The 24,092-nt window shown below is 67.9% G+C and carries 22 protein-coding genes and 1 riboswitch; of the genes, 13 read left to right on the forward strand and 9 right to left on the reverse strand.

Features of this window, described 5'->3' with window-relative positions; translation table 11 throughout:
• The first annotated feature begins 162 nt into the window (after nucleotides 1-162).
• Genes AB0M22_RS40805 through AB0M22_RS40820 form a run of 4 tightly spaced genes read left to right on the forward strand, consistent with a single transcriptional unit; the run spans nucleotide 163 to nucleotide 3,891 of the window.
• Nucleotides 163-903, forward strand: a complete 741-nt coding sequence (locus AB0M22_RS40805) for an SDR family oxidoreductase (RefSeq protein WP_364738382.1) — start codon at nucleotides 163-165, stop codon at nucleotides 901-903.
• Nucleotides 900-1,949 carry an alcohol dehydrogenase catalytic domain-containing protein gene (locus AB0M22_RS40810; RefSeq protein WP_364738384.1) on the forward strand — a complete coding sequence of 350 codons (1,050 nt, stop codon included), beginning with the start codon at nucleotides 900-902 and terminating at the stop codon, nucleotides 1,947-1,949. Before AB0M22_RS40805 ends, AB0M22_RS40810 begins: the two co-directional genes overlap by 4 nt.
• Nucleotides 1,946-2,599: a TetR/AcrR family transcriptional regulator gene (locus AB0M22_RS40815; RefSeq protein ID WP_364738386.1), complete on the forward strand. Its 654-nt coding sequence runs from the start codon at nucleotides 1,946-1,948 to the stop codon at nucleotides 2,597-2,599. The genes AB0M22_RS40810 and AB0M22_RS40815 overlap by 4 nt, the downstream gene beginning before the upstream one ends.
• Before the next feature lie 2 nt (nucleotides 2,600-2,601).
• Nucleotides 2,602-3,891 carry an acyl-CoA dehydrogenase family protein gene (locus tag AB0M22_RS40820; protein WP_364738388.1) on the forward strand — a complete coding sequence of 430 codons (1,290 nt, stop codon included), beginning with the start codon at nucleotides 2,602-2,604 and terminating at the stop codon, nucleotides 3,889-3,891.
• Nucleotides 3,892-4,068: 177 nt separating this feature from the next.
• Here AB0M22_RS40820 and AB0M22_RS40825 read toward each other — a convergent pair whose 3' ends face one another.
• On the reverse strand, nucleotides 4,069-4,758 hold the full coding sequence (locus AB0M22_RS40825) for a winged helix-turn-helix transcriptional regulator (RefSeq protein WP_364738390.1): 690 nt from the start codon (nucleotides 4,756-4,758) through the stop codon (nucleotides 4,069-4,071).
• Between the two features lie 91 nt (nucleotides 4,759-4,849).
• Between AB0M22_RS40825 and AB0M22_RS40830 the strand changes: the two genes are divergently transcribed.
• The 6 genes from AB0M22_RS40830 (at nucleotide 4,850) to AB0M22_RS40855 (ending at nucleotide 9,569) form a co-directional block, all read left to right on the forward strand.
• The gene (locus AB0M22_RS40830) at nucleotides 4,850-5,980 is read left to right on the forward strand and encodes an acyl-CoA dehydrogenase family protein (RefSeq protein ID WP_364738392.1); all 1,131 of its coding nucleotides are present in this window, start codon (nucleotides 4,850-4,852) and stop codon (nucleotides 5,978-5,980) included.
• Between the two features lie 148 nt (nucleotides 5,981-6,128).
• Nucleotides 6,129-6,653, forward strand: a complete 525-nt coding sequence (locus tag AB0M22_RS40835) for a DM13 domain-containing protein (protein ID WP_364738394.1) — start codon at nucleotides 6,129-6,131, stop codon at nucleotides 6,651-6,653.
• Between the two features lie 114 nt (nucleotides 6,654-6,767).
• Nucleotides 6,768-6,893: a hypothetical protein gene (locus AB0M22_RS40840; protein ID WP_364738396.1), complete on the forward strand. Its 126-nt coding sequence runs from the start codon at nucleotides 6,768-6,770 to the stop codon at nucleotides 6,891-6,893.
• Nucleotides 6,894-6,939: 46 nt separating this feature from the next.
• Entirely contained in the window at nucleotides 6,940-7,485 is a 546-nt protein-coding gene (locus AB0M22_RS40845; protein ID WP_364738397.1) for an HNH endonuclease, read from the forward strand.
• 26 nt (nucleotides 7,486-7,511) lie between these two features.
• Nucleotides 7,512-7,787 (forward strand): WhiB family transcriptional regulator, encoded by a 276-nt coding sequence (locus tag AB0M22_RS40850; protein ID WP_364738399.1) that lies wholly within the window; start codon nucleotides 7,512-7,514, stop codon nucleotides 7,785-7,787.
• Nucleotides 7,788-7,901: 114 nt separating this feature from the next.
• Nucleotides 7,902-9,569: a VWA domain-containing protein gene (locus AB0M22_RS40855; RefSeq protein WP_364738401.1), complete on the forward strand. Its 1,668-nt coding sequence runs from the start codon at nucleotides 7,902-7,904 to the stop codon at nucleotides 9,567-9,569.
• Nucleotides 9,570-9,704: 135 nt separating this feature from the next.
• Here AB0M22_RS40855 and gcvP read toward each other — a convergent pair whose 3' ends face one another.
• The 7 genes from gcvP to AB0M22_RS40890 form a co-directional block, all read right to left on the reverse strand.
• Nucleotides 9,705-12,527: an aminomethyl-transferring glycine dehydrogenase gene (gcvP, locus tag AB0M22_RS40860; protein ID WP_364738403.1), complete on the reverse strand. Its 2,823-nt coding sequence runs from the start codon at nucleotides 12,525-12,527 to the stop codon at nucleotides 9,705-9,707.
• A 148-nt stretch (nucleotides 12,528-12,675) separates the two neighbouring features.
• Nucleotides 12,676-12,775: riboswitch (glycine riboswitch) on the reverse strand.
• A gap of 244 nt (nucleotides 12,776-13,019) precedes the next feature.
• Nucleotides 13,020-13,613 (reverse strand): MerR family transcriptional regulator, encoded by a 594-nt coding sequence (locus AB0M22_RS40865; protein ID WP_357388126.1) that lies wholly within the window; start codon nucleotides 13,611-13,613, stop codon nucleotides 13,020-13,022.
• A gap of 206 nt (nucleotides 13,614-13,819) precedes the next feature.
• Complete coding sequence (locus AB0M22_RS40870; RefSeq protein WP_069160942.1) at nucleotides 13,820-14,293, reverse strand: bifunctional nuclease family protein; 474 nt, start codon at nucleotides 14,291-14,293, stop codon at nucleotides 13,820-13,822.
• Between the two features lie 260 nt (nucleotides 14,294-14,553).
• Entirely contained in the window at nucleotides 14,554-15,354 is an 801-nt protein-coding gene (locus AB0M22_RS40875; RefSeq protein ID WP_364738406.1) for a MerR family transcriptional regulator, read from the reverse strand.
• Nucleotides 15,355-15,466: 112 nt separating this feature from the next.
• Nucleotides 15,467-15,946 (reverse strand): glycogen accumulation regulator GarA, encoded by a 480-nt coding sequence (gene garA, locus AB0M22_RS40880; protein WP_150401796.1) that lies wholly within the window; start codon nucleotides 15,944-15,946, stop codon nucleotides 15,467-15,469.
• Between the two features lie 168 nt (nucleotides 15,947-16,114).
• A complete protein-coding gene (gene gcvH, locus AB0M22_RS40885; protein WP_364738409.1) occupies nucleotides 16,115-16,513 on the reverse strand; it encodes a glycine cleavage system protein GcvH in 399 nt (132 codons plus the stop codon).
• 81 nt (nucleotides 16,514-16,594) lie between these two features.
• Complete coding sequence (locus AB0M22_RS40890; protein ID WP_364738411.1) at nucleotides 16,595-17,245, reverse strand: CDP-alcohol phosphatidyltransferase family protein; 651 nt, start codon at nucleotides 17,243-17,245, stop codon at nucleotides 16,595-16,597.
• A gap of 165 nt (nucleotides 17,246-17,410) precedes the next feature.
• Between AB0M22_RS40890 and AB0M22_RS40895 the strand changes: the two genes are divergently transcribed.
• The 3 genes from AB0M22_RS40895 (at nucleotide 17,411) to AB0M22_RS40905 (ending at nucleotide 21,584) form a co-directional block, all read left to right on the forward strand.
• Nucleotides 17,411-19,105, forward strand: a complete 1,695-nt coding sequence (locus AB0M22_RS40895; protein ID WP_364738413.1) for a GMC oxidoreductase — start codon at nucleotides 17,411-17,413, stop codon at nucleotides 19,103-19,105.
• An 85-nt stretch (nucleotides 19,106-19,190) separates the two neighbouring features.
• Nucleotides 19,191-20,588: a DUF2252 domain-containing protein gene (locus AB0M22_RS40900; protein ID WP_364738415.1), complete on the forward strand. Its 1,398-nt coding sequence runs from the start codon at nucleotides 19,191-19,193 to the stop codon at nucleotides 20,586-20,588.
• Between the two features lie 114 nt (nucleotides 20,589-20,702).
• Entirely contained in the window at nucleotides 20,703-21,584 is an 882-nt protein-coding gene (locus tag AB0M22_RS40905) for a nuclease-related domain-containing protein (RefSeq protein WP_364738417.1), read from the forward strand.
• Between the two features lie 6 nt (nucleotides 21,585-21,590).
• Here AB0M22_RS40905 and AB0M22_RS40910 read toward each other — a convergent pair whose 3' ends face one another.
• On the reverse strand, nucleotides 21,591-23,972 hold the full coding sequence (locus AB0M22_RS40910; protein WP_364738419.1) for a LuxR C-terminal-related transcriptional regulator: 2,382 nt from the start codon (nucleotides 23,970-23,972) through the stop codon (nucleotides 21,591-21,593).
• Between the last annotated feature and the right edge of the window lie 120 nt (nucleotides 23,973-24,092).

Here is a 24,092-nt window from a genome sequence, read left to right on the forward strand (position 1 = left end):
AAACGCGGCGTCTCGCCGATATGTTCCGGCGCGCCGATCGTGAGGGGATCGATCAGTCGGCGCGTCGCGCTTTGTCGGCGGTCGGCCGGACAACGCCTTGATTCTATCGGCGCGGAGAATTAATGTACTGATCGGAACATTTTCTGATCGGCAGGAGTGTGTGTGTCGCTCACGGACAAGGTCGTCGTGGTCACCGGCGGTAGCCGGGGACTCGGCAAGGAGATGGTGCTCGCGTTCGCCGCGGCGGGCGCGGATGTGGTGATCGCCAGCCGCAAACTCGACGATTGCGTGGCGCTGGCGGACGAGGTGAAGAACACGCACGGCCGGCGTGCGCTGCCGGTGGCGTGCAATGTCAGCGACTGGGCGCAGTGCGACGCGCTCGTGGAGACCGTGTACGCCGAATTCGGCCGGGTCGACGTGCTGGTGAACAACGCAGGCCTCTCCCCGCTCTATCCGAGCCTGGATCAGGTCTCCGAGGCCTTGTTCGACAAGGTGATCGGCGTGAATCTCAAAGGGCCGTTCCGGCTTTCGTCACTGATCGGCACCCGCATGGCCGCCGACAGCGGCGGATCGATCATCAACATCTCCTCGATCGAGGCGGTCCGCCCCGCGCCGTTCGCGCTGCCCTACGCCGCGGCCAAGGCCGGATTGAACACGCTCACCGCGGGTCTCGCGCAGAGTTTCGGACCGACGGTGCGGGTCAACACGATTCAGTGCGGCGCCTTCGCCACCGATATCTCCAAGGCCTGGCCGGACGAGATGCGCGCCCAGATCAGCTCGCTCAACGCCCAGCATCGTGTCGGCGAACCCGACGAGATCGTCGGCGCCGCAATATTCTTCGCCACGGACGCCTCTGCCTTCTGCACGGGCGCCACCCTCGCACTGGACGGCGGTTGGCGATGAAAGCACTGACTTATCAAGGCCCGCGGCAGATCTCGTACTCCGACGTGCCCGACCCGATCCTCACCGCGCCGGACAGCGCGATCATCCGGGTCACCGCGAGCGGCATCTGCGGCAGCGACCTGCACATCTACGGCGGCCACGGGTTCACCGACAAGATCGGCTACAGCGTCGGGCACGAGGCGGTCGGCGAGATCGTCGAACTCGGCCCAGAGGTGCGCAGTCTCTCGATCGGCGACCGGGTGCTGGTGTCCGCGTCGGCGGGTTGTAACCGATGCGCGAAATGCCGGGTCGGCATCGTCGCGGCCTGCGAGCGCACTCCCCTGGCCATCGACGCCTGCTACGGGCTCGGCGGGTCGCTGCCCGGCGGCCAGGCGCAACTGCTGGCGGTCCCGCACGCCGAGGGAAACCTGGTGCGGTTGCCCGAGGGCGTCAGCGACGCGGCCGCGGTCGTGCTCACCGACAACGCGCCGACCGCCTGGTACGGAGCCCGCCGCGCGCGCATCGCGCCCGGCGACACCGTGGTGGTGATCGGACTCGGACCGGTCGGGCTGATGGCGATCCAGTCGGCGTTCGCCATGGGCGCGGCGCGCGTGCTCGGCGTCGACCTGATCGCCGAACGCCGCAAGCAGGCCGCCGAGTTCGGCGCCGAGCCGATCGAGGCGGACGACCCGAAGCTCGCCATCCGCGAAATGCTCGGCGGCGGCGCGGATGTGGCGATCGAGGCGGTCGGCGCCGATGCCACCATCAAGCTGGCGATCAGCGCGGTCGGGCACCGCGGCCGGGTGAGCGTCATCGGCGTCAACCAGAATCGCGCGTATCCGTTCCACATGCCGCTGGCGCAGGTCAAGGAGCTCGAATTCCATATCGGGCTGTGCTCGATCCAATACGAGCTGCCCACCCTGCTGAAACTGACCGCGGCGGGCCGGCTGCGCCCGGAAGCCGTTGTCACCCATCCGTTTCCGATGTCCGACGGCGCGGACGCCTACCAGCTGTTCGCCGAGCGCGCGGATGGCGTGAGCAAGGTAGTCCTGGACCCGGCCCGATGACGAGCGGCTCCGATATCGCCCCCGCCCGCAGGCGCGGCCGCCCGCCCGCCGCCGAATCGACGGCGGGCGATACCCGCGGGCGCATCGTGCAGGCCGCGGTGGAACTGTTCGCGGAGAAGGGATTCCACGGCACCGGCGTCGCGGAGATCGGCGACCGCGCCGACGTGCAGCGCGGCGCGCTGTACTACCACATCGGCTCCAAGGAGGAACTGCTCTGGCAGATCCTGCACGACTACATCCAGCTGATGCTGGTCGACGCCGAACGCATCACGGCCGGCGCCGACGACCCGATCACCAAGCTGCGCAAGCTGATCCACAGCCACGTCGGCCTGATCATCGATCATCGCCGCGAGGTCGCGATCCAGCTCCGCGACGTCACCGCGCTCAGCGGCGAACGCGGCGCGCAGCTGCAAGAACTGCGTGATCGCGTGCAACACTGCTGGCAGCGGACGATCGACGCGGGGCACGCCGCCGGACTGCTGCGCACCGACGACCACGTGGTCACCAACAGTGTGCTCGGCATGCTGAACATGGTGACCTTCTGGTATCGACCGCACGGCGGGCACTCCCCCGCCGAGATCGCCGACATACTCGCGACCACGTTCCTCGACGGCGTGGTGACCACGACCGACAACCACACGAAAGGCTGACCATGGCTTGGGATTTCGAGACCGACCCGGACTTCCAGAAGAAGCTGGACTGGGCGGCGGAATTCGTCCGCACCGAGGTGGAGCCGCTCGATCTGCTCTACCCGAACCCGTACGACCGCACCGACAAAGAGGCGATGGCGCTCATGCGCCCGCTCAAGGAGCAGGTCAAGGCGCAGGGACTGTGGGCGTGCCACCTCGGTCCGGAGCTCGGCGGCCAGGGCTACGGGCAGATGAAGCTGGCCCTGCTCAACGAGGTGCTGGGCACGTCGTTCTGGGCGCCGTCGGTATTCGGTTGCCAGGCACCGGATTCCGGCAACGCCGAGATCCTCGCGCACTACGGCACCCCGGAGCAGAAGGCCAAGTACCTGGAGCCGCTGCTGGCCGGCGAGATCGGCTCCTGTTACGTGATGACCGAACCCACCGGCGGCTCGGACCCGACCACGTTCAAGACCACCGCGGTGCGCGACGGCGACCACTGGGTGATCAACGGCGAGAAGTGGTTCAACTCCAACGCGCAGTTCGCCAGCTTCCACATCGTCATGGTGGTTACCAACACCGAAGTCAGTGCGTACCAGGGCATGTCGATGTTCATCGTGCCCGCCGACACACCGGGCCTGGAGATCGTCAAGAACTTCCACGTGCACGGCTTCAGCGAGCACGAGGGACACCTGCGCTTCACCGACGTCCGGGTTCCCGCCGATCACCTGCTCGGGGCCGAGGGCCAGGGCTTCGTAGTGGCGCAGACCCGCCTCGGCGGCGGCCGCGTGCACCACGCGATGCGCACCGTCGCCTTGGTACGCAAGGCCTTCGACATGATGGCCGAACGCGTGGTCTCCCGCCCGATGCGCAAGGGCCCGCTGGCGGGCTTGCAGATGACCCAGGAACGCATCGCGGACAGCTGGATCGAGATGGAGCAGTTCCGCCTGCTCGTGCTGCGCACCGCCTGGCGCATCGACAAGGAACAGGACTACCTGAAGGTGCGCAAGGACATCGCCGCCATCAAGGTCGCCATGCCCAAGGTCATGCACGACATCGCCCAGCGCGCGCTGCACCTGCACGGCGCCATCGGCGTCAGCACCGACCTCCCGTTCGTCGACATGATGAACTACGCCGAGGTGATGGCGATCGCCGACGGACCCACCGAGGTACACAAGATCACCCTCGCCAAGGAGGTCCTGAAGGACTACGCGCCCGGCGATCCGGTGTACCCCAGCGGCTACCGCCCGGCCCTGCGCGAAAAGGCACGGGAGCTGGTCGCAGACCGCCTCGAACACATCGTCGGCAACCTGTAAGCACCGAGCAACCGGGCCTCGACGGTATACGTCGAGGCCCCGAGCCGTCCCCACTGCCAACCAAGCGACAGATGAGGCCGCCTTCACAGACCTGCTTCTACCTCGCACACCCCTCAACAGGTTGCTGAGTATGCGATAGGTGAACCAGGTGTGCGAAGAGCACAGTGGTGGGTCGAGTCACGAGGCACGGGTGATCAAGTCGGGCGGGGCTGGGTTCGTGTAGGGGGCCATCGGGCTCAGGCGGAGGACCGATGGCATGCGGCGGGTCAGCGCGGACGGTCCGGTGAAGGTCAGTCGGCCCGTCCGAATCGCTTGTGCGAGAGGTAATCTGCCGAGCCATACCGAGTAGAGCGAGCCGACGTCGGAGAGGATGGAAACGTCTACCGGGTAGCCGGGGTCGGCGGCGCAGACCGACGGCACGCCGGATTCGATGACGATCCAAAACCGGTCCGCCGCATCGGAAAACCGCACCGCGAGCACCTGCCGCTTCCCCGGGAACGAGGACGTGTCGAGTCGAGTGTGCATCCACCACACCAGAACCGCCGGATCGAGTTCCTCCGGCTGTGGATCGCCGAACGTCCACCGCGCGCCCCACTCGCCGAGACCGAACAGGATCGGCTCCAGCTCCTGACCGGCCGGGGTGAGCAGGTACACGGACCCGATCTTGTCCACCAGTCCGGCCCGCTCGAACTGCCGCAACCGCTTGGCCAGCAGGCTGCGCGACAAACCGGGCAACCCGCGCGCGAGATCGTTGAACCGCGTGGTGCCCAACATCAGATCGCGCACGATCAGCAGTGACCAGCGCTCGCCGAGCACATCCAACGCCCGGGAGATCGGACAGTATTGGCCGTAGCCTGGGCTCGTCATGGGTCACCTCGCGATCGGGGTCCAGTTTCTGGACCGGCTGGGTCCACTTTCTGGACTATTCGGTTATCGCGGCCGTTCCTACCTTCGAAACATGACGACAATTTCCCCCGACCTGACCACCGGCTGGATCGCCCTCGCGCGGCAGGTCGGCGAATCCCTGCGCCCCGAAGTGGCTGACCGCGACCGCAGCGGCGAGTTCTCCCGCACCGCCTTCGAGATGCTGCGCGTCACCGGGCTGTCCGCCGCGCTGGTGCCCGCCGAATTCGGCGGCGGCGGCGCCACCCACCGCGAGATGGGCGCGATCCTGCGCGAACTCGGCCGCCACGATCCCTCGACCGCGGTCGCGTTCGCGATGCACACCCATCTGGTCGCCGCGCAGGTGTGGCGGCACAACCACGGCATAGACGCGGCCCCGCTGTTCGGCAAGGTGGTCGACGGGGCGATCCTGATCAGTACCGGCGCCGCGGACTGGGTCGGTTCCAGCGGGCGGGCCGAGCGGGTCGACGGCGGTTACCGGGTGCACGCGCGCAAGGCTCCGGCCAGCGGCGTCGAGGCGGGCACCGTCCTGGTCACCAGCATTCGCTGGGATGACGCACCCGACGGCCCGCACGTCCTGCACTGCGCCATCCCGGTGAACACCGCCGGGGTGCACATCGAAAAGACCTGGGACACACTCGGATTGCGGGCCACCGGCTCGCACACCGTGGTCTTCGACGACGTCTTCGTGCCCGACGCCGCGGTCTCCCTGCTCCGCCGCGCCGACACCTGGCCGCCGCTGCTGAACGTCGTGATGGGCGCGGCGATGCCGCTGGTCATGGCGGCCTACCTCGGCATCGCCGACGGCGCGGTCGACCTCGCCGCCACCCTGGTCGCGGAGCGCGCCGACGCACCGACCTTCCAGCTGGCCGGCGAAATGGTCAACGCGCACACCACCGCCACCGACCTGATCGACGCCATGTTCACCGGTTCCGACAACCTGCGCTTCGACAACACCGACAGCAACGCCAGCCGCACCCTCAGCCGCAAGACCGCGGCCGCCGAAGCACTCATCGACACCGTCCGACTCGCCATCGAAACCGTTGGCGGCCTGGGCTATTCGCGCGCCTGCGAGCTGGAGATGCGCTACCGCGACATCCACGGCTGCCTGTTCCACCCGCTGCCGCGCGCCAAGCAGACCCAGTTCACCGGCCGAGTTCTGCTGGGACACAAGCCGATTGGCTGAGGTCGTCCGACGCCCCCATTCCTCCGGTGGGGGCGAAAGTCAAAAGTCCTGGTCATTGTCAGTATTCGGTCACAATTCGGCACGCGGAAATCGACGCTTCGCAGTGTTCAATAGAGACACCAGCTGTCGCGCCACCCGGAGGAGCACCATGGTTTCCGCACGCAAGATCGCCCGATCCCCCATCACGTGGACACTGGCCGTCCTCTTGGTCGCCGGGCTCGGAGTCGGCTTGGCGCTGGCCCAACCGTGGCGGCTGTTCACCAACACCACGGTCAACGAGGCCGCACCCGTGGCGGCCGCACCCGGCGAGCCCGCACAGCCACGGACCCTGGCCACCGGCACCCTCATCTCACACGAGCACGACACCTCCGGCACTGTGCGGATCCTGCAACTGCCCGACGGCACCCGAATCCTCCGGCTCGAGGACCTCGACACCTCGGACGGCCCCGACCTGCACGTATGGCTCACCGACGCCGACGTGGTCGAGGGTAAAGCCGGCTGGTTCGTCTTCGACGACGGCAAATACACCGATCTGGGCAGCCTCAAAGGCAACAAGGGCAGCCAGAACTACGTCCTCCCCGCCGACGCCGATCTGACCGCAACGACCAGCGTCACGATCTGGTGCCAGCGGTTCCACGTTTCCTTCGGCGCCGCTCAGTTGCGGAACGCCTGATCCGCGCCGGAAATAAATGACCCGACAGCGGTAGGTCCGTTATGTCACCATGGAATTCGACGATGATCACCAGGTAGCGGTGATCCACGAGCACGCGGAAAGGAGGAGGTGGCCATGCACGAGAACGACCCGATTCGGGCGAACGCCGATGCGGCACAGCGGTTGTCGACCGTAAAACCAGCATTCGACCGACAGCTGTGCAGCGGATACGACGACGGCCACCTCCCGGCCGGTATCTGACCGCCCCTTCGCCCCGCTCGACCTCTCTCGAAACATGGTGATTCCCATGACATTCCGCTATGCCGCCAATCCCGCGGCACTCACCGCCGACAACTGGATACACACCGGCGTGCTGGTGCTGAACGCCTCCTACGAGGCGCTCGACGAGATCAGCGCCGACCGGGCCGTCGTGCTGCTGATGACCGGTACCGCGGAGTCGATCGCCGACCGGGCGCCGCACTTCCTGATCCGGTCCCAGCACTTCGAACTACTGCTCCCGGAGACCATCCGGCTGCTGCGCTACGTCTACATCGAGCACACCGCCCGGGTGCACGACGAGAGCCGCGCCACCCTGGCCGGCGTGCTGCGCCGGGACAGCCACCGGTGTGGCTACTGCGCCGCCTGGGCCCACACCGTCGACCACATCCGGCCGCGCAGCCGGGGTGGCCCGAACACCTGGAGCAACCTCGTCGCCTGTTGCGGTCCGTGCAATACGACCAAGGCCGACCGCACCCCCGAGGAGGCGGGCATGCGGCTGCTGTGGCAGCCCAAGGCGCCCAACCACCAGGCCAAGCAACAGCGGCGGATCTGGAAGCAGCTCGCCGCCACCTGACCCAGCCGAGAAAGGAGAGGATCGCAATGACCATCCGCACCCAGACCAGCCCGGTCGTGGACCTGACCCTGGCCGAGCTGCTTCCGCTCTCGGACTCCCGAGAGTGGCATCGGGCCGCCTGCCGGGGTGATCCGCAGCACGAAGCCTGGTTCCCGTACCCGTCCCAGGACTTCGACTACGCGCGCGGCATCTGCGCGGGTTGCCCGATCCGCGCGGCCTGCGGTGAATTCGCCGCCCGCACCGGCCAGTCCGGCGTGTGGGGCGGCCACGAATTCGACCGCGGCCAGCTGATCCGCCCGTGAATCCGGCCGCCGGGTCCGCGCCGGACCCGGCGGCCGGCGGACACGGCCTAAGGCTCGCCGGTGAGGGCAGACTCGGCGCGGCCGCAAACGGCCGGTGAACATACACTGTGCACCGTGGGCACTCATCGCAGCGGAACCAGATCCCGGGGCGTCAGCAAAGGTCCGGTTATCGCAGTGGTGGCCATCGTGCTGCTCGTCGCGGGCGTCTTCGCGTGGTTCCAGTTACGGGACCGGGCGGCCGACGAGGACAGCGCCGCGGCCGCGGAATGCGTCTCCGGTCCGTCGACGCTCTACGTCACCGCCGATCCGGACATTGCCACGCAGGTCAGAGGCGCGGCCGACCGGTACAACGCGACCAAACCGAAGGTGCGTGATCACTGCGCGCAGGTAGTGGTGACCGCGCAACCGTCCGCGGCGATCGTCGCCGCGTTCACCAGCGGCAAGCCGTGGGATCAGAATCTCGGCCCGCAGCCGGTGCTGTGGATCCCCGATTCGACCCGCTCGATCGAGTCCATGCGGGTGCCGGGAATGATCGAGGGCACGCCCGCGCCGATCGCGGTGAGCCCGATCGTGCTCGCCGTGCCGGACGAATTGCGCGGCGCGCTGGAACAAGCCAAGACCACGTGGGCCGATCTGCCACGGCTGCAACAAGGTTCGCTCAACGACGTCGGGCTGTCCGGATGGGGCAATCTGCGAATGGCGTTGCCGCCCGGGGATTCTTCGCTCGCCGCCGCGGTAGCGGTCGGGTCCGCGGTGTCCGGCGCGGAACCACTCACCGAGCAGGCCGCGCAGTCCGGCCAGGCCGTCGCGGCGATCTCCGGTCTCGCCGCCGACGCGCCGGAGGCGGCGGACACCGCCGCGGCGTTCGGCATCATCGCCGGCGCGCCGCAGTCGGCCACCGTGCATGCGGTCGCCACCACCGAGCAGCAGGTGAAAAACCAAGCGGGACTTACGGTCTTCCGGCCGTCCGGTGCGGCGCCGGTCGCCGATCACCCGGCCGCGCTGATGTCGGGACCGTGGGTCGACAAGACGCAGAACCTCGTCGGCGGGCTGTTCGCGGACTACCTGCGCGCACCCGAGCAGGCGCAGGCCTTCACCACGGCCGGCTTCACCACCGCACCCGCCGCCACTCCCGCACCGCCGCGCGCCGCGCTCGACAAAGTCCGTGCCACCCTGGCCAATCCGGTGCTCGGCGTGCAATCCACCGTGCTGGTCGACGTCTCCTCGTCCATGTCGACCACCGACGGTTCGATGACCAGGCTGGCGAATGTCGTTGGCGCACTGAGCTCCACGCTGACGGTGATGCCGCCGGACTTCGGCCTCGGCCTGTGGACGTTCGGCAAGAACCTCGACGGCACAACGCCGTACAAGGTGCAGGCCGCCACCGGCCCGCTCACCGACGACCAGCGCACCAAGATCAGCACCGCGCTCGGCAACGTCAAGGCCGGCGAGGTCCGCGCCGACCAGGCGTACCCGACGCTGATCGCCGCCTACAAGAGCGCGGTCAACGGATACACCCCCGGCCGAACCAATTCCGTGCTGCTGATCACCGACGGCCCCGAGGACGATTCGACGGTCACCGGCGCGAAGCTCGCCGCCGACATGGCCGCCGCGCTCGACAAGGCCCATCCGGTCCGGGTGGACATCATCGTCATCGGCGGCCAGGGCACGCAGACGCTGAAGAGCATCGCCGAGCAGTCCGGCGGCACGTACACGAAGGTCACCACCTCCGACGACCTCAGCTTCGGGTCCGCGGTCGTTCAGTCGCTAACCACCCCGTAAAGCCGCACCATTCTTGATTTCCCGCACCGAGATTCGCATGCGATTCCAGGTGCGGGAAATCAGAAGTAGTGCGGCGGGTGCACAGACGAAGGCGCCCTCCGCCTAACTCAGCGGAGGGCACCTTCGGGTCTGTGGTCAGTCGGCGTAGGCCTCGATGGGCGGGCACGAGCAGACCAGGTTGCGGTCGCCGTACGCGCCGTCGATCCGGCGAACCGGCGGCCAGACCTTGGCCCGCGAGTGGCCGAGACCCCGTGGGTACACGGCGGTTTCGCGGCTGTACGGGTGCTCCCACTCGCCGACCAGGCTCGCCGCGGTGTGCGGCGCACCACGCAGCGGATTGTCGGTGACCGGCCAGACGCCCGCCGCGACCTGATCGATCTCCTTGCGGATCGCGATCATCGCCTCGATGAAATCGTCCAGCTCGTCCAGGTTTTCGCTCTCGGTCGGCTCGACCATGAGCGTGCCCGCGACCGGGAAGCTCATCGTCGGCGCGTGGAACCCGTAGTCCGCCAGCCGCTTTGCCACATCGTCGACGGTGACGCCGGTCTGCTTGGTGATCTCGCGCAGATCCAGGATGCACTCGTGCGCGACCATCCCGTGCTCACCGGTGTAGAGCACCGGGAAGTACTCGTCGAGCCGGCGCGCGATGTAGTTCGCCGAGGCGATCGCCGTCAGCGTCGCGTCGCGCAGGCCGTCCGCGCCCATCATCCGGATGTAGGCCCAGGTGATCGGCAGGATCGAGGCGGAACCGTAGTTGGCCGCCGACACCGCGTGCGAGTCGGTGACCAGCGGGTCGCCCGGCAGGTAGGGCGCGAGGTGCGACCGCACCGCGACCGGACCGACACCCGGGCCGCCGCCGCCGTGCGGGATGCAGAACGTCTTGTGCAGGTTCAGGTGGCTGACGTCGCCGCCGAACCGGCCCGGACGGGCAAGGCCGACAAGCGCATTCAGGTTCGCGCCGTCGACGTACACCTGACCGCCCGCGTCGTGCACCAGCGCGCACAGCTCGGCGACCTCGTGCTCGTACACGCCGTGCGTGGACGGGTAGGTGATCATGATGCAGGCCAGCCGGTCGGCGTGGTCGGCGATCTTGGCCCGCAGGTCGTCCAGGTCGACGTCGCCGTTGTCGCGGCACTTGACCACCTCGACGCGCAGCCCGGCCATCGCCGCCGAGGCCGCGTTGGTGCCGTGCGCACTGGACGGGATCAGGCAGGTATCCCGGTGTGTGTCACCACGATCCAGGTGATAGCGCCGAATCGCCAGCAGACCGGCGTACTCGCCCTGGCTGCCCGCGTTCGGCTGCAAGCTGACCGAGTCGTAGCCGGTGATGTCGGAGAGCCACTGCTCCAGATCGTGGATCACCTGCAACAGGCCGGGCGCGTCCTCGACCGGCGCGTACGGATGCACGCGGGCGAAGCCGGGCCAGGTGATGGCCTCCATCTCCGCGGTCGCGTTCAGCTTCATGGTGCAGGAGCCGAGCGGAATCATGCTGCGGTCCAACGCGATGTCCTTGTCGGACAGCGAACGCAGGTAGCGCAGCATCGCGGTTTCGGTGTGGTACTTGGTGAACGCCGGGTGGTCGAGGAACTCGGAGGTCCGGTTCTCGATCGCGACGACCGGCGCCGGGTCGCGCTGCTCGGCCGACAGTGTAGTGCCGAAGGATTCGAGCACGGCCGCGACGTGCGCCTCGGTGGTCGCCTCGTCGCAGGCGATGCCGACGTGATCGGCATCCACCAGGCGCAGGTTGATCCCGCGCGACTTCGCCTTCGCCACAACGGCTTCCGCACCGCCGGGCACGTGCGCCAGCACGGTGTCGAAGAACGTGTCGTGCACGACCGCCCCGTCCAGCCCCGCGGCGATGGTGGCGGCGTGCCGATGCACCCGGCGCGCGATGTCGCGCAGGCCCTCGGCGCCGTGGTAACTCGCGTACATCGCCGCGACGATGGCCAGCAGCACCTGCGCGGTACAGATGTTGGAGGTGGCCTTCTCCCGGCGGATGTGCTGCTCGCGGGTCTGCAACGCGAGCCGGTAGGCTACGTCGCCGTCCGCGTCCACCGAGACGCCGACCAGCCGGCCCGGCAGCTGCCTGGCATACGCGGTGCGCACGGCCAGATAACCCGCGTGCGGGCCGCCGAAGCCGAGCGGCACGCCGAAGCGCTGGGTGGTGCCGAAGCAGACATCCGCGCCCTGGTCGCCCGGGGACGCGATCAACGTCATGGCCAGCAGGTCCGCACCGACCGCGACCAGCGCGCCCCGCTCGTGCGCGGCGCTGATCAGCGATGTCCAGTCCACTACCCGGCCGGACGCGCCCGGCGCCTGCACCAGCACCCCGAAGAATTCACCTTCGGGCAGCTCGCCGGACGAGAGATCCGCCGGAACCAGCTCGATGCCGAGCGGCTGCGCGCGGGTGGTCAGCACGGTCTTCGTCTGCGGGAACAGGTCGGCGTCGATGACCAGCCGCACGGACTTGGACCGGCTCGCCCGCTGCAACAGCGTCATCGCCTCGGCGGCGGCGGTGGCCTCGTCCAGCATGGACGCGTTGGCCACGTCCATGCCGGTCAGCTCGGACACCATGGTCTGGAAGTTGAGCAGCGCCTCCAGCCGGCCCTGGCTGATCTCCGGCTGGTAGGGCGTGTACGCCGTGTACCAGGCCGGGTTCTCCAGCAGGTTGCGTACCAGCACCGGCGGGGTCAGCGTGTCGTAGTAGCCGAGCCCGATCATCGAGGTGGCCACGGTGTTGGAGTGGGCGAGCCCGGCGAGTTCGGCCAGCACCTCGTGTTCGGTTGCGGCAGGCGGCAATCCGGCCAGTCCGGAACCGTCGAGGATGGTGGCGGGCAAGGCCTTCGTGGCGAGCTCGTCGAGCGAGCCGACGCCGACGACGTCCAGGATCCGGGCGATTTCGCCCCGATCGGGTCCGATATGGCGGTCGGCGAATGAGCGAGTCACGGCAGCTCCCATTGGGTCGGGCGGGTCGACACCTGTCGACGGTTACCAGCCCTCCCCCTCTGTCGTGTTGCCTGAGAGATTCGGACGCGCGACCGCAATGAAGGTCGAGCCCCTTTCCCCATGGGCGGGCGGCCCGAAGCCACCGCTTTCCAGAGGCGCCCAAGCCCGCACGGTCCCTGATGCCTGAGAGATTGACGGGGAGGTGCTGCTCCTTCGGCGCCCGGACTCTGTCGAACCCGGGACTCTCCCGCACGGCGTTGGCGCGCCACCAGTTTAAGCCGACGACACGCCAGAACGTGTCACTGGTCCCATCCCGGCGGTGTCGCGCTGGTCACGTCGGTGCGCGGAGGCCCTCGACGATTGCATCGATAGATGCGCATATCTACTTAACAACATGTCTCAACCCAAGCCTTGCCAGAGCCACCGAAAACCAGATGCCACACAGCACAACACCCCGCTACCCTGGGTTTCTCGGGGAGGCGGGGTGTTGTCGGTTGTCTACGTTTAACCAGTCTTGCGGCTCATGCGGGCCTTACGCCGGTAGGACAGCTCGTCCTCCGGCCGTTCGGTCACCGCGGACGCGCGTTCGGCCGGGAAGTTGGCGATGGCGCCGGTGAGCTCGTGCATGGCCCCGCTGATCGCGATGCCGAACACGCCTTGCCCGCCCTGCAGTAAATCGACTACCTCCTCGGCCGAGGTGCACTCGTACACCGAGGTGCCGTCGGAGAACAGGGTGATCCCGGCGAGGTCCTGCACTCCCCTGCTGCGGAGATGGTCGACCGCGATCCTGATGTTCTGTAGCGAGATGCCCGCGTCGAGCAGCCGCTTCACGATCTTCAGGACCAGGATGTCCTTGAACGAGTAAAGGCGCTGGCTACCCGAGCCGGCCGCGCTGCGAATGGAGGGCACGACCAATCCGGTCCGCGCCCAGTAGTCGAGCTGCCGGTAGGTGATCCCGGCTACCTGGCATGCACTGGGGACCCGGTAGCCGACCAGATCGTCGGGAACCGAGTCGTCCGGGAACAGGCCTGGCTGCACCACATTTTGCGATTCCTCTGCCACTGACCACTCCCTTGCTCCGCCGACGGCTAGCCTCATCGATGACCCGGCTCCGTTTCGACCACCGCTGTACTGACGACCTGGTCAAAACGGACGTGGCCCAACTATCGAGATTACTCCCCCTGATTGTCCAGGGAGCACCATCGTCAGGCCAAACGCGACGCGCGGTTAAAGTCTCAAGCTCTGGTTAAGGGCGGATCCCCCGGTCATCCCGCGAAAACGCCGGATTGCCGGAAAGATCCTGTTCAGCTGTCCGTAGCCTTGAAATCGTCGGGCGAGACCGACTCCAGGAATTCCTTGAACTTCTCCACCTCGTCCTCGCGCTCGTCCGGCATGACCAGCCCGGCTTCCTCGAGCACCGGCTCCTCGGCGTAGATCGGGCAACCCACCCGCAAGGCGATCGCTACCGAATCCGACGGCCGCGCCGAGATGTGCAGATCGTTCTCGAAGACCAGATCCGCGTAGAACGTGCCCTCTTGCAGGTCGACGATGCGTACCTCCTTGAGGGTGTGCCCGAGCTCGGTGATCAGGATCTTGATCAGATCGTGGGTCAGCGGGCGAATCGGCGTCACCCCCTCCTGCTCCAGCACGATCGCGGTCGCTTCGGCCTGCCCGATCCAGATAGGTAGATACCGATCCCCCGAAACCTCACGGAGCAACAGCACGGGCTGATTCTGTGGCTGTTCGACACGAATGCCGATCACACGCATTTCACTCATGCCTCTGCCTCGCTAACGCTCAGCTCCGGCACGCGCGATGCACGCTGTGACATGAATCGTTCGCTTCGCTCACTCATCGCACTGCCTCCCATTACTCACCAGCCGCTCGCCGGCCGCCCGGCACGACCACCGCAGAGCTCGCCGTACCACGAGTCTAGGCGAACCCGCGCGGGTGCAGCGGTCCGTGTGCACAGCCGAAATCGGCGTGTTGGATGACCGAAACATGACACGGATTGCGCGTCAGCGGTTCAACGGGATGTTCAGCCGCCCAGCGACGTCCGCACCGACGACTTCACCAGACAGGCGTGCAACGTCAGCGACAGCGCCGCGAGTTCGCGCACCGTTTCCTCGGCTCTGGCCCGCGCACCGGCGTCGCGGCTCTTCGCGATCGGGGCGGCGATCTGCGCGACCAGCGCGGCCTCGCGATCGGCGGCCAGCTTGAACGCACGCAAATGCCGTGCCTCCAAACCGAATTCGGCCATCGCCTTGGCGGTCTTGGCCAGCGTCACCGCGTCGCCGTCGAAAAATCCGGCGGCGCCGGGGGTGATCAGGCTCGCCCGGATCAGGTCGTTGAGAAAGGTCTCGTCGATGTCGGCCTGGGCGAGCAGATCCGCGCGGGTGAGCCGGATTTCGTGATCGAAGCGCAGATCGTCCGGGGAAATCTCGCTGGGCACCACGCCGAGCCTCCTCGGCGCAGCTGCGCCGTTTCTGTTCCCGCCGGGCGCGGCCGAGTGCTCGGAGTCGGCGGTGGTTGCCGCCGACTCCGATGCACCCGTACGGCCGGAATGCGCCCGGGCGCGGGCTTCCCGCACACCGAGCGTCGCCGCACCGCTGTCGATCGCTTCGAGTTGTTCCTTGATCACCTTCAGCGGCAGGTACTGATCGCGTTGCGCGGTCAGCACGAACCGAAGCCGTTCACAATCGGCGACGGAGAACCTGCGGTAGCCCGAGGGCGTGCGCTCCGGCCGAATGAGGCCTTCCGCTTCCAGGAAGCGGATTTTCGAGATGGTGACGTCCGGAAAGTCCGGGCGCAGTAGGTCCAGTACGGAGCCGATCGACATGCCTCCGCGCGCCCACTGCGCCGCGCCGGTCACAGCGCTCGATCTCTCGAGTCACCGTGAGTCTTCATGACCCCGAGCCCTTCATGTCGCGAAAGAACCCAGCGCCGCGTGCTCATAGGCTCCCTGCACCCGCCGAGTCGTTCTGCGCCCGCGGTCCGGTGAGGAACACCAGGCGGAACTTGCCGATCTGCACCTCGTCGCCGTTCTGGAGTTCCGAGGAGTCCACCGGCTCCCGATTCACATAGGTGCCGTTCAGGCTGCCGACATCGACAACCTGGAACGAATCGTCGTCCTGACGGAACTCGGCATGCCGACGGCTGACGGTGACGTCGTCGAGAAAGATGTCACTGTCGGGGTGGCGGCCCGCCGACGTAGTCGGCTGATCCAGCAGGAACCGCGAGCCCGCGTTCGGACCGCGCTTGACGACCAGGAGGGCCGCACCAACGGGCAGACCCTCGACCCCTTGGACCGGCTGTTCGCCGGTCGGCTCTCCGGAGCGCGACGCGTCGACCTCGTTCAGGAAATCCGCGCGGAAGACCGACGTCGTCTCGGCCGCGGTCTCCCCGTAACCCGGGTCTTTGTTCTCGCTCACCGTTTCTCTCCTCCTCGAACCTGATTATCCATGCAAGCAGGTGATACCTGTGGCACCACGACCTGCCGTCGAGTCCCTAGATTCCCGACAATGACTGTCGGCGCATCTGTTGGCATTGACCGTACCCTGCCAGGGCGTGCCCGTGCAGGTAGAACCGGGAAGGCTGATTCAGCCCCCGATAACTCCTTGATAACCTGCCGCATCCAACAGTTCATCAAGGGTCTTGTCGAGGCCGGCGGCGTCCGCGACCTCGAGTTCGAACAGCCATCCGTCGCTGTACGGATCGGTGTTCAGCGTCTCCGGCTCCTGCACCAGAACCTCGTTCACCGCAACAACTTTCGCTGCGATCGGCGCGTAGATGTCGGACACGCTCTTGGTCGACTCGACCTCCGCGATGCTGTCCCCCACGGCGACGTCCTTGTCCGTTTCGGGCAGCTGCACGAACACAACGTCACCGAGTTGGGACTGGGCATAATCGGTGATGCCCACCCGAACCCGGGTAGGGCCGATCCGCTGCACCCACTCGTGCTCCTCGGTGTAGCGCAGATCTTCGGGGGTCTGGGTCACAGGCCGTCCGTCCTTTCCATTGTGATCGTGTGGGCGCAACTCTATGCGAGGCTCGAGCCGATCTTCGACTCGACGCCTCGGTCAGGTCGGGCGGTGTGCCACAGCCGGTATCGAGCGAGCGACCGCGATCGCCTTACCGGTGTAGAGCAAACCGGTCCATACATACACCGCCGTGCCCCAGACCAGTAATGCCCCGCCGAAGGCACGCCCGAAACCGTCGAGCGCCCAATCCATCTCCCCGGCCAGCAGCCAGACGAACGCCGACATCAGCGCGAAGGTGGCCGCCTTGCCCAGATAGATGACGTCGGGCGGGGGTAGGTCGCGGCGTTTGTAGACCGACAGCGTGAGCGTGAGGATCAGGTCGCGGCCGACCAGGATCACCGCGACCCACCACGGGATGAGGCCGCGGATCACGAACGCCGCCAAGGTCGTCACCAGGTACAACCGGTCCACGAACGGGTCGAGCAGGGCGCCGAGGCGCGAGGACTGATCGAGCAGGCGGGCCAGCTTGCCGTCCAGGAAGTCGGTCAGTCCGCTGGCGAAGGCCAGCACGAACGCCCAGCCGTCGGCGTGCTCGACCAGCAGCAGCCACAGGAACACCGGAACACCCAGCAGGCGCACGAAACTCAGGACATTCGGGACCGTGAGGATGCGGTCGTCGAAGACGCCGCCGGTCGCGCCGTCGGTGTCGGCGCGCTCCTCCGGTTCCGTTGTGCCCGATTCGGTTGTCACGCCCCGTGCTTACCGCACCGACCCCGGTCGACGCCATCCGGGCACGCCGGTTTTCCCGATATCCGCATGCAAGGATGGTTTCCGCCACAGACCGGCGGTGACAGAATGAGTATGAAATTATCTCATCTGTCGGTACGGTGAGCGTCCGGTGAGCGAGAGGAAGTCATGCCCGCATTCGACTACGACGTGGTGGTGATCGGTTCCGGCTTCGGCGGCAGCGTGAGCGCCCTGCGGTTGACCGAGAAGGGGTATCGGGTCGGCGTGCTCGAGGCGGGCAGGCGCTGGAACGCCGAGGACATCCCGCGCTCGAATTGGAATGTGCGCAAGTCGATCTGGGCCCCGCGACTGGGCCTGACCGGGCCGCAGCGGATCAGCGTGCTGGGCAAGTGCGCGGTGTTCTCCGGCGCCGGCGTCGGCGGCGGCTCGCTCGTCTACGGCAACACCCTCTACGAGCCCCTGCCGAACTTCTACACCGACAAACAGTGGGCGCACATCACCGACTGGCGGTCCGAGCTGGCCCCGTACTACGACCAGGCCCAGCGGATGCTCGGCGTGGCGCCGAATCCGCGGATGACCCCGGCCGACGAGGTGATCCGCGAGATCGCCGACGACCTCGGCGTCGCCGACACCTTCCACCCGACCAATGTCGGCGTGTTCTTCAACGAGAGCGATCCGGGCACCGAGGTCGACGACCCCTACTTCGGCGGCGTCGGCCCGCGCAGGCGCGGCTGTGTGCACTGCGCGCAATGTTTCACCGGCTGCCCGAACAATGCCAAGAACACGACCACCACGAACTACCTCTACCTGGCCGAACAGGCGGGCGCCGAGGTGCATCCGCTGACCACCGCGACCTCCGTGCGCCCGCTGCCCGACGGCGGGTACCGCGTGGAGACCGAGCGCTCGGACCGCTGGATCCGCAAGCAGCGCAAGACCTTCACCGCCGAGCAGGTGGTGTTCGCCGGCGCCGCGCTCGGCACCCAGAAACTGCTGCACAAGATGCGCGACGACGCGGTGCTGCCGAATCTCTCGCCGCGGCTCGGCGAGCTGACCCGCAGCAACTCCGAGGCGATCCTCAACGTGGTCAGCCGCGCCCGCCGCGATTTCGCCGAGGGCATCGCGATCACCTCCTCGATCCACCCGGCCGCGGACACGCACATCGAGGTCTGCCACTACGGCAAGGGGCAGAACGCGCTGTTCCCGATGTCGGTGCCGATCGTGGACGGCGGCGCATTCCGGTTCCTGCGCTTCCTGCTGGCGATGGTGGTGCACCCGCTGGTCTTCCTGCGCAGCCTCAATGCCAGGCACGCGTCGGAGAAGTCGGTGATCCTGCTGGTCATGCAGTCGCTGGACAACTCGCTCACCTCGTTCCGCCGGCGCGGGCTGCTCAAGACGAAACAGGGCACCGGTGAACCGAATCCGACCTGGATCCCGATGGCGCACGACATCGGGCGGCGCTTCGGCGAGAAGGTGCAGGGCGATACCCACGGCCTGGTGATGGACGTGTTCAACATTCCGGCGACCGCGCACTACATCGGCGGCTGCGTCATCGGCGACAGCCCGGAGACCGGCGTGGTCGACCCGTATCAGCGGGTGTTCGGCCATCCCGGCCTGCACGTGGCGGACGGCTCGGCGGTGACCGCGAACCTGGGCGTCAACCCGTCGCTCACCATCACCGCGCAGGCCGAGCGGGCAATGGCGTTCTGGCCCAACAAGAACGAGGCCGATCCGCGACCGGAACTCGGGACGGCGTACCAGCGCATCGCGCCCGTGGCGCCGAACCAGCCGACGGTGCCCGCTGCCGCGCCGGGCGCCTTGCGGCTGCCGATCACCCCGGTCGATCCCCCGGTGCCCGCCACCTGAGCCACTCGATCGGCATACCTGACCGGCACCGAACGTGGCGAAACCGACACCCGCACCGGGGCCGATACCCGCTAGCGTCGGCATCGTGTCAGACAGTGGTATCGATCTACGTTCCTACCTCCCCGCGGCCGAGGTACGGGCGCGCGGCGAGGCCGTGCGCGAGCGGGTGCCGGTCACCGCGCGCGATCGTGCGGCCGAGGGAGCGCGCAGGCCCGGCGTGCTCGACTTCATCGAGTCGAGCAACGCGGGCCGGCTCCCGCACCTGGTGCCGCTGCGGGTCGGCCGGATGATCGCGTCCCCGTTCACGTTCTATCGCGGCGCGGCCGGGCTGATGGCCGCCGATCTGGCCGACGGACCGGACACCGGGCTCACCGCGCAGCTCTGCGGCGACGCGCATGCTGCGAATTTCGGCCTGTACGGCACGCCACGCGGCGAAATCATCATGGACATCAATGATTTCGACGAGACCATCGTCGGGCCGTGGGAGTGGGATCTGGACCGCCTCGCGGCCAGCCTGGTGCTCGCGGGCCGGGAAAGCGGTGCGGGCGAGAACGACTGCCGCGCCGCCGCGCACGACGCTGCCCGCGCCTACCGCCGCGCGATCGCCCAGCTGGCCGAGCAACCGTTCCTCGAAGCGTGGAGCGCGCTGCCCGACGAGTCGGTGCTGGATCAGGCCGCGGCGCACGATCTCGTCGACGACTTCAAGAAGGCCGCGAAGAAGGCGCGCAAGAACACCAGCGCGAAGGTGGTGGCCAAGTGGACCGAGCATCTCGAGGACCATCAGACCGGCATCAAGAAGCACCGATTCATCAGTGACCCACCGATTCTCACCCCGGTCGAGGAGAAGGTCGCGGCGGCGATCACCGATGGGCTGGAGCGTTACGCCGATACGTTGCGCCGGTCCCGGCGCAACCTGCTGGCCCGATTCGCGGTGTCCGACATCGCCTTCCGGATCGTCGGCACCGGCAGCGTCGGCCTGCACACCTATGTCGCGCTGCTGCACGGCAACGAGGGCGAGGCCCTGGTGCTCCAGGTCAAGCAGGCCAACCCGTCCGCGCTCGCGCCGTATCTGCCCGCGCCGCCGCCGAAACACGAGGGCAAGCGAATCGTGCAGGGCGCCAGGCTGGTTCAGTCCGAGAGCGACATCCTGCTCGGCTGGACCAGCGTCGACCCGACCGGCGACGGCACCGAATTGCCGTTCATCGTGCGGCAATTCCGCAATCTGAAGGGCAGCATCGACCCGGCCGAGCTGTCCGCCTCCGACCTCGACGACTACGGCAGGCTGGCCGGCGCGCTGCTGGCCCGCGCGCATTCGCGCTCGCTCGATCCGCGCCTGCTGGCGGGCTATCTGGGCGAGGACGAGCGGTTCGACGACGCGGTCGCCGATTTCGCCGTCCGCTATGCCGACCGCACCGAGGCCGACCATGCCACACTGGTCGAGGCAGTGAAGGCGGGCAAGATCGACGCCGAAGAGCCGGAGTGAGCGGGAGACCAACACGCCGACTGTTGCCATGAGCGCGGCGAATTCGGCCGCGCACCTCGTATCCTGTGCACTGTCGAGTGTCGACGAGAAGGGCGGTCGTTAATGCTCGTGCGAGTGCAGAACGCCGCAGGCACCAATGCCGAGCGGGCACTGATCGATTGGCTGCGCACCTGGAAGGACGCGGACAGCCCCAAGGGCGTCGCCACGATCAACTGCAGTCTGTTCCACAAGGATCGGCTGCACCAGTTCGACGCGGTGGTGTGGACGCCGACCAGCTGCGTGGTGATCGAGGCCGAGGCGCTGGTGGCGCGCCAGGACGGCGTGCTGGAGATCCCGCTCAATGGTCAGTGGACGATCAACGGCGACCCGGCGGCCATGGAGGGCCGGGACCGGCGCACCCCGTTGGAGAAGTCCCGCGAGCACACCTTCGCGTTGCAGAACTGGCTGGCCGCGCGCGGCCTCGGTCAGCGCGCGGTGCACGGGCTGGCGCTGGTGGTCCCGTTGCGCGGGGCCGAGCTGAAGATCCAGCAGGGGTGGAGCGACCCGAGCTTCGACGTCATCCTGGGCGACGACCCGGGCCGGTTGCGGCACTACTTCGACGCGCTCGCCGAGGAGGAAAAGCACCTCTGGACGGCCAACGACGTCGCCATCGCGTTCCGCGGACTGGGCATCCTGCCCTACCTGCCCGCGCCGCAGGAGCTGCTGAACGAGGGCTTCCTCGGCCCGATCGACATCACGCTGTGGCACGGCGGCCCGGCCCAAGCGCAGGCCGAGGCCTACGCGGAGGAGCTGGCCCAGGCCGAGCGCGAGGCGCACAAGCCGGTCTACGCGGTGGAGCCGCCGTGGTACAGCCCGTGGAAGCTGTATCCGCGGGAGACCAGGGACATGGATTTCGGTCGCGCGTTCATGCGGATCACCCTGGCGATCGGCATGCTGATCGCGTTCGCCTGGGTGCTGTGGTTCGTCATCAGCGCGGTCCTGACCTACGGACCCTGATCCGGCTCAGGCCTTGCGCGCCACCGTGATTCGCGGCAACTCGGCCGTCGGCTCGTCGATGGCCGGATCGGCGGCGGGCTGCGAGTCCCGTTCCACCAGCAGCGCGACGTGCAGCCGGGACGGACAGCCCAGCTTGAGCATCACCTGGCGCACGTGATTGACCACGGTCCATTCCGAGATCCCCAACTGGGTGGCGATCATTCGGTTGGTCATGCCGGTGGCGACCAGCCTGGCGATCTCGCGCTGCCGGTTGGTCAGCGCGGCCAGCGGCGAGTCGTCCGGGTTGGGCAGCGTCGGGCCCGCGCACGCGTAGGCCACCGCCTCGGCCAGCGGCATCTCCCCCGCCGTGCGCATGATTTCCCGAAACCTGGCCTCGCCGAGGGCATTTCTGTGTTCGGCCTCGCGCGGCGCCGGATCACCCGCGCCCAGTTGCGGGATGCCGTGCGTGGCGCGCAGTTGCCGGGCGGCGTACATCAGCGTCATCGTCGCTTCGGCGTGCTCGACCCCGGCCGCGTCGTAGGCCATCGCGCAGCCCTCCAGCGCGACGATCGCTTGCAGCACATGCTCTTCCAGGCCGTCCTCGTCCAGGTTCTCCCGGTAGAGCATCTGGGCGCGATCCGCGGTCCGCGGTCCGATCTGCGTGCGCCCCAGCGTATTCAGTCCGATCAGGCGCGCCGTGCTGTCCAGGCACCTGGCCCGGTCGCGCATCTTGCCCCAGATCTCGAGGTCGCGGGTGGGCGGATCGGGGATCCGCAGCAGCATCATCGAGCCCTGTAGTCGGCCCGGCCACGGCCCGGTCAGCTCGTCGGCGTAGCGCGCCGCGACGCTCAGCCGATCCTTCGCGCCCGCCCGGTCGCCGACCGCGATCAGCACCGGGCCCAGCACCACCGCAACCCTGGCCGCGTCCACGTGCCGGCCGAAACGCCGATACGCGGCAATGGAATTCGTCAGCAGGTCGACCGCCCGCCGCAATCGCCCGGACCGCCCCGCCCAGGTGCCGAGCACCTCGAGGCACAGCGGCGCGGTCACGCCGGGCGAGAGCGTGGTGCGGTCGCTCATCTCCAGCGCCTTGGCCAGCACCGACTCCACCTCGGACTGGTAGCCGAACTGGATCCACGCCGATTCCAGATCGGCGGCCAGGCGAACGGCGCGTTCCGGCCGTCCGCTGTCGATCAGATAGTGCACCGCGGCAATGAAGTCCACGATCCGCTTGCCCGCGGCGTCCAGCGCGGTCGTGCGGTGCTCACGGGTGTCGAACTGGGGTCCGATGATCTCGGCGAGCCGGCAGAGCCGATCCACGTGGTCGTCGCGCATCGCGGTGGCGCGCGCCGGGTCGGCGGCCAGGATCTGCCGGCAGTAGGCGTGCACGGTGGCGAAGAGCCGGTAGCCGTTGCCGTGCGGGCCGCTGGAGACATGATCGAGCAGGCTGCGCTTGACCAGCTCGGTCATCGCGGTCGTCGCTTCCTCGTCGGTAGTGCCGGCCGCGAGGCAGGCCATATCGGTATCGACCACCGACTCGTACATCGACAGGCGCAGCAACAGCTCGAGCACCTCGGGGGCGACGTCGTCCAGCCCCCACTCGACCGCGCCGTGCAGCGTCCGATGCCGGGCGGGCACGTCGACATAGGGCGAGGACTTCAGGTCGGCCCCCGCTTCGATGCGGTGCAACGTGCGCACCGGACCGATCCGGGCGATCGAACCGGCCGCCAGTTCGATGGCCAGCGGCACGCCGTCGAGTTCGCGCACGATCTCGTCGAGCACGAGCCGATCGGCCACCGCGGCGGTTCCCCGGTAGTGACTGTCGATGCTGTCGAGCAACAGCTGGGCGGCGGGCGCGGAACCGGGGTAGTAGTCGCCGGTGTCGCAGCCGGTGCCCAACGGGCGCACGCACAGCACGCACTCGCGGTACAGGTTGAACGGGATCCGGCTGGTCGCCACGAGGGTCAGGTTCGGGCAGTGGTCCAGCAGCCGGGCCACATCGGTGGAGATCTGCTCGACCACTCGATCGCAGTTGTCCAGCAACAGAATTGCCGGACCGGGGCCGATCATCGAGGCCAGCGCCGCCAACGCCTCGACCGGATCGAAGTATCGCGGTGCGGCGGCGAGCGAGCGGTGACTTGCCTTCTCCAGCACCGCGTTCCACGCGCTCGTTCGATCGACGCAGTCGCCGAGATCCACCATCGCATCGCGGTCTGCGCGGAAGCCGCTGTCCAGCAACGCCTCTCGAGCTAGCCTTGATTTGCCCACCCCGGCGGTTCCGGTGAGAGTGAGCAATCGGACCCGGCGATCCAGGAGTAATCGACCGAGTTCCGCGAGCTCGGCCGCCCGCCCGACAATCGTCGGGAGCCGATATGTTCCGGCCAGCGTAGGCCGGAGGTCATCGCCCACCATGGGTACCTCTCAGTCACTGCCACGGCTAAGACGACCGCACGAAATACGCCCGAGCCACATTGCATCCAGGCCGACCGAGCCGAGAGATCGATCGGCGAACCCGAATGTTCACCGATC

Source organism: Nocardia sp. NPDC051756 (genome assembly GCF_040681495.1).
Lineage (GTDB): Bacteria > Actinomycetota > Actinomycetes > Mycobacteriales > Mycobacteriaceae > Nocardia.

What these genes read in the sequence shown, in the direction of transcription:
- AB0M22_RS40810 (WP_364738384.1), top strand. Translation starts at nt 900, where the DNA reads ATGAAAGCACTGACTTATCAAGGCCCGCGGCAGATCTCGTACTCCGAC.
- AB0M22_RS40815 (WP_364738386.1), top strand. Translation starts at nt 1,946, where the DNA reads ATGACGAGCGGCTCCGATATCGCCCCCGCCCGCAGGCGCGGCCGCCCG.
- AB0M22_RS40820 (WP_364738388.1), top strand. Translation starts at nt 2,602, where the DNA reads ATGGCTTGGGATTTCGAGACCGACCCGGACTTCCAGAAGAAGCTGGAC.
- AB0M22_RS40825 (WP_364738390.1), bottom strand. Translation starts at nt 4,758, where the DNA reads ATGACGAGCCCAGGCTACGGCCAATACTGTCCGATCTCCCGGGCGTTG.
- AB0M22_RS40830 (WP_364738392.1), top strand. Translation starts at nt 4,850, where the DNA reads ATGACGACAATTTCCCCCGACCTGACCACCGGCTGGATCGCCCTCGCG.
- AB0M22_RS40835 (WP_364738394.1), top strand. Translation starts at nt 6,129, where the DNA reads ATGGTTTCCGCACGCAAGATCGCCCGATCCCCCATCACGTGGACACTG.
- AB0M22_RS40840 (WP_364738396.1), top strand. Translation starts at nt 6,768, where the DNA reads ATGCACGAGAACGACCCGATTCGGGCGAACGCCGATGCGGCACAGCGG.
- AB0M22_RS40845 (WP_364738397.1), top strand. Translation starts at nt 6,940, where the DNA reads ATGACATTCCGCTATGCCGCCAATCCCGCGGCACTCACCGCCGACAAC.
- AB0M22_RS40850 (WP_364738399.1), top strand. Translation starts at nt 7,512, where the DNA reads ATGACCATCCGCACCCAGACCAGCCCGGTCGTGGACCTGACCCTGGCC.
- gcvP (WP_364738403.1), bottom strand. Translation starts at nt 12,527, where the DNA reads ATGGGAGCTGCCGTGACTCGCTCATTCGCCGACCGCCATATCGGACCC.
- AB0M22_RS40865 (WP_357388126.1), bottom strand. Translation starts at nt 13,613, where the DNA reads ATGAGGCTAGCCGTCGGCGGAGCAAGGGAGTGGTCAGTGGCAGAGGAA.
- AB0M22_RS40870 (WP_069160942.1), bottom strand. Translation starts at nt 14,293, where the DNA reads ATGAGTGAAATGCGTGTGATCGGCATTCGTGTCGAACAGCCACAGAAT.
- AB0M22_RS40875 (WP_364738406.1), bottom strand. Translation starts at nt 15,354, where the DNA reads ATGTCGATCGGCTCCGTACTGGACCTACTGCGCCCGGACTTTCCGGAC.
- AB0M22_RS40895 (WP_364738413.1), top strand. Translation starts at nt 17,411, where the DNA reads ATGCCCGCATTCGACTACGACGTGGTGGTGATCGGTTCCGGCTTCGGC.